10 protein-coding genes and 1 pseudogene are annotated in these 10097 nt (G+C 52.8%); 8 read left to right on the top strand and 3 right to left on the bottom strand.

Translation table 11 applies throughout. The features are described from left to right. Positions 1 to 127 precede the first annotated feature (127 nt). A pseudogene (locus tag CKW18_RS29295) lies at positions 128 to 478 on the bottom strand (hypothetical protein); the annotation flags it as partial. A 347-nt stretch (positions 479 to 825) separates the two neighbouring features. Between CKW18_RS29295 and CKW18_RS29290 the strand changes: the two are divergent. Continuing rightward, entirely contained in the window at positions 826 to 1215 is a 390-nt protein-coding gene (locus CKW18_RS29290; protein WP_095191948.1) for a hypothetical protein, read from the top strand. Positions 1216 to 1372: 157 nt separating this feature from the next. Here the strand turns inward: CKW18_RS29290 and CKW18_RS29285 are convergent, their stop codons facing one another. Beyond that, the gene (locus CKW18_RS29285; protein WP_095191947.1) at positions 1373 to 1732 is read right to left on the bottom strand and encodes a DUF6124 family protein; all 360 of its coding nucleotides are present in this window, start codon (positions 1730 to 1732) and stop codon (positions 1373 to 1375) included. Positions 1733 to 2514: 782 nt separating this feature from the next. On the opposite strand from CKW18_RS29285, the gene CKW18_RS29280 reads away from it, so the two are divergent. The 5 genes from CKW18_RS29280 (at position 2515) to CKW18_RS29260 (ending at position 7768) form a co-directional block, all read left to right on the top strand. Next, on the top strand, positions 2515 to 3651 hold the full coding sequence (locus CKW18_RS29280) for a polymorphic toxin type 44 domain-containing protein (RefSeq protein ID WP_095191946.1): 1137 nt from the start codon (positions 2515 to 2517) through the stop codon (positions 3649 to 3651). After that, positions 3638 to 4030, top strand: coding sequence for a hypothetical protein (locus CKW18_RS29275; RefSeq protein ID WP_095191945.1), 393 nt, complete (start codon positions 3638 to 3640; stop codon positions 4028 to 4030). The genes CKW18_RS29280 and CKW18_RS29275 overlap by 14 nt, the downstream gene beginning before the upstream one ends. 103 nt (positions 4031 to 4133) lie before the next feature. Then, complete coding sequence (locus tag CKW18_RS29270; protein ID WP_095191944.1) at positions 4134 to 5564, top strand: IS1182 family transposase; 1431 nt, start codon at positions 4134 to 4136, stop codon at positions 5562 to 5564. A 291-nt stretch (positions 5565 to 5855) separates the two neighbouring features. Continuing rightward, the gene (locus tag CKW18_RS29265; RefSeq protein ID WP_095191943.1) at positions 5856 to 7025 is read left to right on the top strand and encodes an AAA family ATPase; all 1170 of its coding nucleotides are present in this window, start codon (positions 5856 to 5858) and stop codon (positions 7023 to 7025) included. 5 nt (positions 7026 to 7030) lie between these two features. After that, complete coding sequence (locus CKW18_RS29260; RefSeq protein WP_095191942.1) at positions 7031 to 7768, top strand: HNH endonuclease; 738 nt, start codon at positions 7031 to 7033, stop codon at positions 7766 to 7768. 153 nt (positions 7769 to 7921) lie between these two features. Here the strand turns inward: CKW18_RS29260 and CKW18_RS29255 are convergent, their stop codons facing one another. Next, positions 7922 to 8353 carry a type II secretion system protein N gene (locus tag CKW18_RS29255; protein ID WP_095191941.1) on the bottom strand — a complete coding sequence of 144 codons (432 nt, stop codon included), beginning with the start codon at positions 8351 to 8353 and terminating at the stop codon, positions 7922 to 7924. A gap of 120 nt (positions 8354 to 8473) precedes the next feature. Here CKW18_RS29255 and gspH point away from each other — a divergent pair, with 120 nt between their 5' ends. Beyond that, the gene (gspH, locus tag CKW18_RS29250) at positions 8474 to 8920 is read left to right on the top strand and encodes a type II secretion system minor pseudopilin GspH (RefSeq protein WP_095191940.1); all 447 of its coding nucleotides are present in this window, start codon (positions 8474 to 8476) and stop codon (positions 8918 to 8920) included. Further along, positions 8917 to 9525 (top strand): prepilin-type N-terminal cleavage/methylation domain-containing protein, encoded by a 609-nt coding sequence (locus CKW18_RS29245; protein WP_095191939.1) that lies wholly within the window; start codon positions 8917 to 8919, stop codon positions 9523 to 9525. The genes gspH and CKW18_RS29245 overlap by 4 nt, the downstream gene beginning before the upstream one ends. The last annotated feature ends 572 nt before the right edge of the window (positions 9526 to 10097 follow it).

Here is a 10097-nt window from a genome sequence, read left to right as displayed (position 1 = left end):
GCGACATCAGTCATTACCTGATGCATCGGTACAACTGGATTAGACCGCACCAATTCAACAACGGACTGGCCCCAGCTCAGGCCGAGAAAAAACTTAACGTCGTGTCCGGGATTAGTTGACCACTACACATCGCTTCTTCAAGTGTGCACTGGGGATTGTTCGGATCGCTCAACACAATGAGCTGACCGGGCTTAGCGTAGCCAGTGATGTGAGGGTTGAGCCGCGAGAATTTCTCAAGCGTTGCACCATCCGGCTTATCGAACAATGCAGCTTCCAGCGCAGAGCGCGGCATGACTTGCTGAACGATGTAAAAACCGGGTTCCGCTGGTTCCTTGACAGCAGCCGGTTTCTCGGCTGGAGCTTCTGGATACTCTGCCCAGTGCTTGGCGTGCAGGTCAGTCGGTTCTACACCACGGTAGACCTTTTTTCTTGGCGGGTTAGGTTGCGCGGGCCTTGGTACGTTTCCATGTTCACTCATGCATCATCCTTGTCATTTCGGGAATCCCAACTGGCTTCTGACAGCCTGACGCTATCGAAACGCCCAAATGCTGGCTGTAGGACAAAGCCTAAAATGCTGTGGCCGAACGGCTGATTCCTGTCATTCGCGGGGCGCGCAGGATAACGGGTGAGGGAAAATGGTTGGATGGCAACAGATGGCCACACATAAATAATCTCAGGATTTGCCTGCATCGCCATGCCGAAAGCAGCAACAAAGTGGGCGGCACTTCACAAAGGACTTAGCATGAAGAATCACTATCCTCCGCCACCTTACGCCGAGTATTCAGAATTATTGCCGAGCTACAAATCAGCGGGAGGAACTGCCAAATGAAGGCTTCGACCCTCGTACTTGCCGCAATTTATTGCACGGGTATCAGCACAGCGTTTGCCGATGGCTCACAGACGCCAAACGACAAGCGCGGTCCAGCAGGCATCGTCGTCGGTGAGCGTCTGGTGGCGGCCAAGTCCAAGCTAGTCAAGCAAGGCTGGAAGCCGACGCGGATGCATACCAACGATGGCTATGAATACAGTGGCGTGGAGCGGGAGCTGGCTGCACGCAAGTTCTTCGAACTGGATACCTGCTCGTTTGATAGCTCGCGCTGCATCTTGTACTACTCGAAGAAAGGAACTTGCCTACGCGTCGATACCATCGGTGAGCAATTCAATGACATGACGGTCACGCGATGGACCCGTGAATGTCCTGAAGCGCCTCAATAACCACACGAAAACGGCACGGTAATAATCAACTGCTCCCACAGGTTCCAGCGTCGTACACAACATCTGCAATCAGCATAAAACCCTGTGGGAGCGAGCCTGCTCGCGAAGGCGCCAGAATGAACACCCGATCAATCACCAAGTGATCCCGGCATCCGCATCACCCCGGCAACTGCAAATTATCCAACGCCCGATTAACCGCCAACTCCCCGAGCATGATCAACTGTGCGATCCCCAACAACGCCCGACGCTGCGACGCCGGCAACAAACTGGCGACGTTCTGGGCAATGGTTTGCGCCGAAGCGAGTGTTTCACTGGCATCGACCAGCAGCTCTTCGGTTTTGTTGTCCGCCGTCACGGCATACATCCCGCGGATTTTACGTGGGGGCGGCGTGGAACCGGGTGGACAGAGGTAATGGTCGAGCGCGCGGTCGGCGGCTTCGTGGAGTTTTTTGGAATCGATGGAGTCGTAGGGGGAAACCGAGGCGGTTTCGGGCGGGTTGGGTGTTGGCTTGATCATGAGTGAATCTCCAAATCATAGAAAAGGAGCCATCATCTTTCGCTACCAAACGAAGGGGTGGTGGCCATACGAAGGTTGGTAGACCGGTGACTTGGAGAACCGGCGCGCCCGAAGACGCCCTGCGCATGGCCACCATAAATACACAGCCCCAAAAAGGCCTGCATCGGGTGACGCTATGCGCCAAGTCTAAGCCGGGCTACCAAACCCGATCGCTGATTCGTCAGCGACCGGACCACAATAGAATCCGACCCAAAAGCGCACAAGCCGGCGGATTCTGGCGTAGCTGTAGGCAAAGGCGCAAGGATGTGTAGCCTGGGAGAGTGTTTGGAGATGTCTTTTTAAACATTGGTGTTTATCGAGACCGAATTCCGTCACGCCTCCCTGAATAGATCCGTCCGCTTATCCCAACTGACGATTAAAAAGGGCCGAGATTGCCAGTCGCAACTGACAATCTCGGCCACGAGAATCGCTCTATTTTTTGCGATACATCTCGACGCGCTCCTCCCCAAGACGCCCCTATTACCCACCAGTGCTTTTTGGGTAACCGCTCGATCGTTTCCAAATACTTGTGTAGGCCAAAAGAAGACCGTCGGATGTAACTACGAACCAGGGACGATTCACCACGACCCGATATCTTTTATAGAAAAAAACTGACACGGAAAACGGAAGATTTTCAGCAGGACTTTTAGGATTTGTCTTGCAGCCATTGCTTGAGCTTCCCGGTAAAGTCAGACTACCGCAGCCACAAGCTGGCACGCCTCGCAACGATTCAAGGACGATACATGATTTCTTCTGCACGACTGGGTGATAAACATGTCTGCCCTTTGCCCGGCCATGGCACCACCCCGATTGCCTCCGCCAGTGGCGACGTAAATATCAACTTTATGGGCTCCGCCCGCGTTGGTGATACATGTGGGTGTGGCGCCGTAATCACTACAGGGTTTCCATCGATTCAAGTGAATGGCCGTCCTATGGCCCACCTTGGTAGTCCTACCAGCCATGGCGGAACCATCATCACCGGGTCAGGCGATGTAGGTGGCGGGTTTGTCATGGGCGATGCTGGCGGTGCATCCATCATCAACTTCATGGCACTGGGAGCGTTCCGCCCAGATGGGACCGTGGACGATGAAAAGATGGCGACCTTGCTCGCAGATCCAAATTTGACAGAGAAAGCTCTGGCGGCGAATGCATTGGTAGATCCACAAGCCAGTACCGAAAAACCCGAAGCGAAGACAGAGCCGGAAGCACCTACAACGTGCAAAGACCCTGACATGATGGAGCAACTGGCCAGTTACATCGCCGATGAGATGAACCGCAATATCAATGACCCAGCAGTCTTGGAAATGAAAGAATTAAACAGCTTCGATCCTGAGGCGGAAACCAAGAAATTTATGGAGCTTCCGCTCTACCTGCGCCTGGGGCAGGACCCTCAGTTTTACAGCATGGCACTTGGGAAAAAGGCGAAAGCTTTCGCCATCTGGACGAGTAAGGTAGGACAGGGTCAGGATTGGGATCACAAGCCCAAATTGGCCAAATTGTTTGGTGCGCCTTGGCATAAGCAGGGGCCGTATGACTTCTACTACGACATCTGGTCGAACATCCATTATGGGTACGTCGGCTTAGCCGGTGGACTCTCTGACAGCGTGCAGTTAGACGGCGCTGGAGTCGAGCAAATAGGCTCAGACAGTTGGCGCTTCCTCCAAGACCCCAAGAGGTTTGATGGTCCACGAAGGACTGAAGGCGTCGAAGGGATGCGAGCATGGGACGATGCTCCTGATAGGGTGTCGATCATCCTCGGAATGGAACTCTACAAGGAATATCCGAACGGCGGTCTCACGGCACAAATCATCATGAACAAGGTGTTGGCGGTGCCAATTGCTGACTGGGGTACAGGGGTTCAAAAGCATGTCTGCAAGTGAAAAGCGACCACGACGTATTGGCCGGTGGATAGGGTTATTTCTCATTGCTGCTGTGGCGTGCTGGTACATAGCTATACCGCGAGTTGTCGTTTACTACTCAAAAGACGGCACCAAGAACATTAATTACGTCCTGAACACACAGCACACCATCGTTCGCGGTGAACTGCTGCCCGGAAAGACAACGGGTGATGTAGGACATATCTTTCCTGACGATGAGTTCTTCATGCGTCTGGACTGGTGGAATGCAAAGGGCCTGAACCGTTGCGTCAGTATTAAGCCCCAATGGCCGACAACGGAAATTCATATCGACCATAACGGAGAGATTGACTCCAGTGAAGGCAGTGGCACTGATGGAACGCGATTGAAGGTTTGCAAGTAGGATTTAGCCAAGATATAGGTGGCTGCTTTCGGTCCAGAGTGTGTAAAAACACCTTCGCGAACACTTGCTATGATTTCTGAGGATTTCATCGCAGGGATCGCCCATGAAGCGCTTTATCCAAGGTGAACATCGAGGCCAAGGCACCTTACTTCCCGAGAGCCTCGACGACTACGTCAGCGATACCAATCCGGTGCGCGTAGTCGACGTCTTCGTCGACGAACCAGACCTGGTCAATCTGGGTTTTGAAGGTGCCATTCCAGCCGATACTGGCCGGCCTGCTTACCATCCCGCGATCTTGCTGAAGATCTACATCTACGGCTATCTCAACCGCATCCAGTCAAGCCGACGTTTGGAGCGAGAAGCCCAACGCAACGTCGAGCTGATGTGGTTGACCGGGCGGTTGATGCCGGACTTCAAGACCATCGCCAACTTCCGAAAAGACAACAGCAAGGCCATCCGAGGCGTCTGTCGGCAGTTCGTTGTGCTGTGTCAGCAATTGGGACTGTTCGGAGAACATCTGGTCGCCATCGATGGCAGCAAATTCAAGGCAGTCAACAACCGCGACCGCAATTTCACCAGCGCCAAACTGAAGCGGCTAATGGAAGAAATTGAATCGAGCATCAACCGTTACCTGTCGGCACTGGATGCTGCCGATCGGCAAGAACCCACGGCTTCCGAGTCCAGTGCCGTGCGGCTGGAAGAGAAAATCGCCAAGCTCAAAACTCAAATGAAAGAGCTTCAGGCGATCGAAATTCAGCTCAATGAATCCCCCGATAAACAGGTCTCACTGACCGATCCAGACAGCCGTTCCATGATGACGCGTGGCACGGGAATCGTTGGCTACAACGTGCAGACAGCGGTCGATACTCAACACCATTTGATCGTTGCGCACGAGGTGACTAACGTCGGTTCAGACCGCGATCAACTCAGCTCGATGGCCAAGCAGGCCCGCGCGGCGATGGCGTCAGATACGTTGTCGGTAGTGGCTGACCGAGGTTACTTCAAAAGCGAACAAATCCTGGCTTGCCACGATGCAGGCATCACCGCCTATGTGCCCAAGCCGATGACCTCAGGAGCCAAGGCTGGCGGGCGTTTCAATAACGATGCCTTCCTCTATGACGCGGTAAAAAACGAATACATTTGCCCGGCTGGAGAGTCGCTGATCTGGCACTACTCCTACGTTGAAAAAGGCCTGAAGTTGCATCGTTACTGGAGTTCGAAATGCCAGGGCTGCGGGTTGAAATCGCAGTGCACACCGAGCACGGAGAGACGAGTTCGACGCTGGGAGCACGAAGCCGTATTGGAGGAGATGCAGCATCGGCTGAGCAAAGCACCAGAGATGATGCGAGTCCGAAAACGGACGGTTGAGCATCCCTTCGGGACGCTCAAACAATGGATGGGAGCGACGCACTTCCTGACGCGAAAGCTGGCCGGGGTGAGTGCGGAGATGAGCTTGAATGTGCTCGCCTACAACATGAAACGAGTCATGAAAATCATCGGTGCTCGAGGTTTGATGAAGGCGCTGTCGGCCTAAAAAAGGCTGATTTTGGCCCATCCCAGAGGCTGTAAAAACCGCATTGACGTGTCCCAGGTCGCGACCGATGCGACCCGCACCATTGACCGTGCTATCGCTCAGCAAACGAACGTCGATGACCCAAAACGATGAGGCAATGAGCGTTTTTACACACTCTGGACCATAAGCCGCCCCAAGCTAGCGTCGACTCGATGCACTCAATGGAGGTGAACCCACCGCTAAGTGGTGGCATGATGGAATCACCCCAAGTTTTATTAGCGTGTATACGCTCGAACGCAAAAGGATTTTTGGATGAAGATCAAGCAGATCCAAATCACCGGAATTGGTGGTATCGACGACCTTATTTTAACCTTCGACGAACAAATGAACATCATAAGTGGGCCTAATGGAATCGGGAAAACGACAATTCTTGAAAGCGTTGCTCACGCATTTTCTGGCCTTGAAAGTAATCTTCTAAAGCGAAGGGTAAGTTCTGAGTGCGGGATGGTTAAGGCGCTCATGGATCAGGGCCATGGGAAAACCGAAGAGAAAACTTATCAAATCGTCGAGTTCAGCCCAAGAAAAACCGAACACACTGCAGCAACTGAGAACTACCCAAAGTATCTCATTTCATTGAAGATTGCGCGCACATTCAATTACATCGCATTAGATGCTGTATCTCGGGATATGGATAGAGACATATATAGCACTTCATCCAGCAATAAGCATGGCGTAAACCTGAGCGAAGTAAAAAGCTGGTTTGTCAATCGATATCTCTACTCTGCGCATGCCGGCGCTCTTTCGGGTGCTCGAATGCATAACTTTTATCAGGCAAAGAAATTTTTCTCCCTGCTGAATAGTGATTTTGAGTTCACTAGGGTGGATGCTGGAACCAATGAGATAATGGTGAATACGCCTGCTGGCGAAATTTATTATGAATATCTTTCCTCTGGCTTTAAGTCTTGCCTATCTATATTGTTTGGAATTGTGAAGGAAATTGAGTTTCGCTTTGGTGAGCCGGGAGTTAAACTGGATGAGTTTGAAGGTGTAATTTTGATAGATGAGTTAGAACTTCATTTGCACCCAGAATGGCAGGCGAAAATCTCTTCAATCTTGTCACGAGCTTTCCCAAGTGCGCAATTCATAACCACAACGCACAGTCCACATGTAATACAGACTGCAATGCCAAATCAAGTGATTGCCTTGCATTATGCCAATGGCAAACTAGAGAGAAAGTTGCTCCCGGCGAATGAATATGGCTATCAGGGTTGGACGGTTGAGGAAGTTTTGACTGATGTGATGGGATTGGGGGATACCCGAACCGCTGTATATCAAAGCGCAATCCAAAGCTTCCAGCGAGCCGTAGATGAAGAAGATTACGAGGCCGGAAAACTGGAATTTATCAATCTGGAAAAATTACTGCATCCCGAAAATAATTTGAGGAAGCTCTTATCGTTCCAACTTGGTGCTCTCAAGGGGTAATACAATTGATAAAACTAGAACGACGACCAAAGCCTGCTTATTTATCTGAAGCTGTCGTCATTGAGCTAACACAAAAATTCAAGAATGATGGTAGTAGCGTATGGAATCATGCGCAAATAAAAACTCCATTACTGGCTTCCAGCAACGAAAAATGTGCATTTTGCGAATGCTCTCTATCAGACGAAAGCAAGTACATGGAGGTAGAGCACTTCCGGTACAAAAACCTTTACAAAGATTCTGTTGTTGAGTGGAGCAATTTGCTTCCTTCGTGCAAGAGATGCAATATTGCCAAAGGCGTTCACGATGTAGTCACTGACCCACTAGTTAATCCGTATGACGTCGATCCCCGGCATCACCTTTCTTTCAGACTCTACCAGCTTAGAGGGAAAGACAAGATTGGGATTTCCACTGTTGACGCCCTTGATCTTAATAACTCTGATCGTCTCGTGCTCAGGCGGTTTGAAGTTGGCGAACAAGTTTTCCGTTCGGTGCGGGTTGCTGCTGACAGACTCGAATCTTACAAAAATTCAACGACAGCGATAAGAAAAAATAAGTTACTAAATATAGTCGAAACTATACTTGACGAGTGCCAACCTAGGGCAGCTTACGCAGCCACTACTGCAACGGTCGCGTTAAGCGACGAAGAGTTTCTAGAAGTTATAACGCAGCTCCGCGCTTTAGACTTATGGAAGGACTATCTTGAAGAAAAACTATTAGCTGCGCAGAATATTGCATTTCAATAATTATTATTGAGAGCTTCAATGCGCTAGTTCTCAAAGAGAAGCGATAACAAATAATTATTTTTGTCAGCGACCTAGCAGATAAGCTACTTTGGGGTAGAAGCGGCCATTGACGAATGGCCGCTTCGAAACGGTAATGAGACTCTGCCGCACAACTCACGGCCTCACCAACCTCGGCAACATCGGTCCTTCAGGCAGTTTATCCAGCACCAACCGCACCCTCTCCCCACCCCGCTCAATCACCACCCCATCCCCCTCCACCGCCAACAACTTCACCCCCGGCCCAACCTTCTCCCCCTGCAAAAAACTACGCGGCGGCCCATCGTTCAGGCTCAGTATCGCCACCGCCCCCCGACTCCCCGCCATCACGCCGCTCACCTTGATATCCATCGGTGCCGTCTGATTGGAAAACCACTGCAACGCCGGGCTGTCACTGCGTGCCGCGAGCAATTGCGGGGCTGCCGGTGGGGTGTGGGATTCGGCGGTGGTCAGCAGCAGCGACGACCACGTCGCCACGCCGACCAGTGCGGCGAGCAGTGCCACGGCCTGGACCATTTGCGGTGGGGAAAAGCGTGCGGTGAACATCATGGGCTGAATCTCCTTTTAGTCCCTGCCCACAGACTACGCGGCAATTCTCACGGTTTTATTTCACACGCCTTACATGTTGGCCGTGCAGGATGTTCCTCAACGCAAAGGAGCGCGCAATCGATGAACAGGCAACGGGGCTTTACCCTGATCGAGTTGATGGTGGTGCTGGTGATCATCGGTATCGCCAGTGCGGCGATCAGCCTGAGCATCAAGCCCGATCCGCTGCAATTGCTGCGCAAGGATGCCGAGCGTGTGGCGCAGTTGCTGCAAGTGGCGCAGGCCGAAGCGCGGGCGGATGGTCGGCCGATTGTGTGGGTGAGTGATGCCAAGGGGTTTCGGTTTAGTCGGCGCAGTGACAGTGGCAAGGGTTTCGAGCATTTCAGCCAGGACCCGCAATTGCGCCCACGGCCATGGCAGAGTCCGAAGATGGAGGTGCGGGTGGAGCCGAAACAGAGGGTTGTGCTGAACGCTGAGTGGATTAATCCGCCGCTGCAATTGACCTTGTCTGATGGTTTCAATCGCCTGAGCGTGTTGCGCGATGGCGCCGGCCGGATCAGCGTGCAATGAAGAACCAACAAGGTTTCACCCTGATCGAGGTGATGGTCGCGATTCTGCTGATGGCGGTGGTGAGTTTGATTGCCTGGCGTGGGCTCGACAGCGTGACTCGGGCTGACAGCCATTTGCAGGCCAGTAGTGAGCAGAGTGACAGTTTGTTGCGGGCGTTGAATCAGTTGCAGCGGGATGTGGATATGCGGGCGGGGATTGAATTGAGTGAGCCGAAGAAGGTTGGGGTGGATGATGAGCCGCCCAGCGCACCGGCCGCGCTGACTGTGCGCAGCAGTGACAGCAAGGGGTTTCACCTGGACATCATTCGTACGGCGGCGGATCAGCCGGGGGCGTTGCAGCGGGTGCGGTGGTGGGTCAAGGGAGATACGTTGTATCGGGCGGTGGCGGCGGCGCGGAGTCGGTATCCGTTGCCGGCGCCTACTGACGGGGTTGCAGTGTTGAAGGATGTTAGTGATGCACAGATTCGGGTTTGGGAAGTGGATAAGGGCTGGCGGCAGTTGAGTGGGAATCGGCGGGAGGATCCGTTGGGGTTGGAGATTCGGTTGAGTCGGGGGACGGCGCAGGGGGTGGAGAAGTATCGGCTGGTGATTGGGCCGTTGGACTGAAACATGCCTGATATTCCCTGTGCGGCAGCTCCTGCATTGGAATCGGGTACATCTGGCAGGGACTGGTTGACTGACAGGGCGTCTTCGCGAGCAAGCCCGCTCCCACAGGTTGGATTGGGTGTAGGCAGTTGGAGGTTGGTTGGCTGTTTGGGTGTCATCGCCAGCAGGCTGGCTCCTACAGTTGGATTGGGTGTAGGCAGTTAGAAATTGGTTGGCTGTTTGGGTGTCATCGCTGGCAAGCCAGTTCCCACGGTTGGATTGGGTGCAGGCAGTTAGAGGTTGGGTTGCTGATAGGGCGTCTTCGCTGGCAAGCCAGCTCCCACAGTTGGATTGGGTGTAGGCAGTTAGAGGTTGGGTGGCTGTCAGGCCGCCTTCGCGAGCAGGCTCGCTCCCACAATGGGATCGAGTATACCCGCCAGAGCTAGGTTGGCTGGCAGGCCGTCATGAGAGTGTCAGATTTTTTGTGTGCGGGCTGGTAATGGCCTGCCGTTAGGCAGGCCTTCATTTCACCAGTTTGACCTGATGAATCGATCTCCGTACAAAATCGCAAACTGATTCATAGCGTTTTTCCA

The sequence above is a fragment of the Pseudomonas sp. Irchel 3E19 genome, assembly GCF_900187585.1.
GTDB classification, from domain to species: Bacteria; Pseudomonadota; Gammaproteobacteria; order Pseudomonadales; family Pseudomonadaceae; genus Aquipseudomonas; species Aquipseudomonas baetica.
This window is presented reverse-complemented; position numbering and strand designations above follow the sequence as displayed.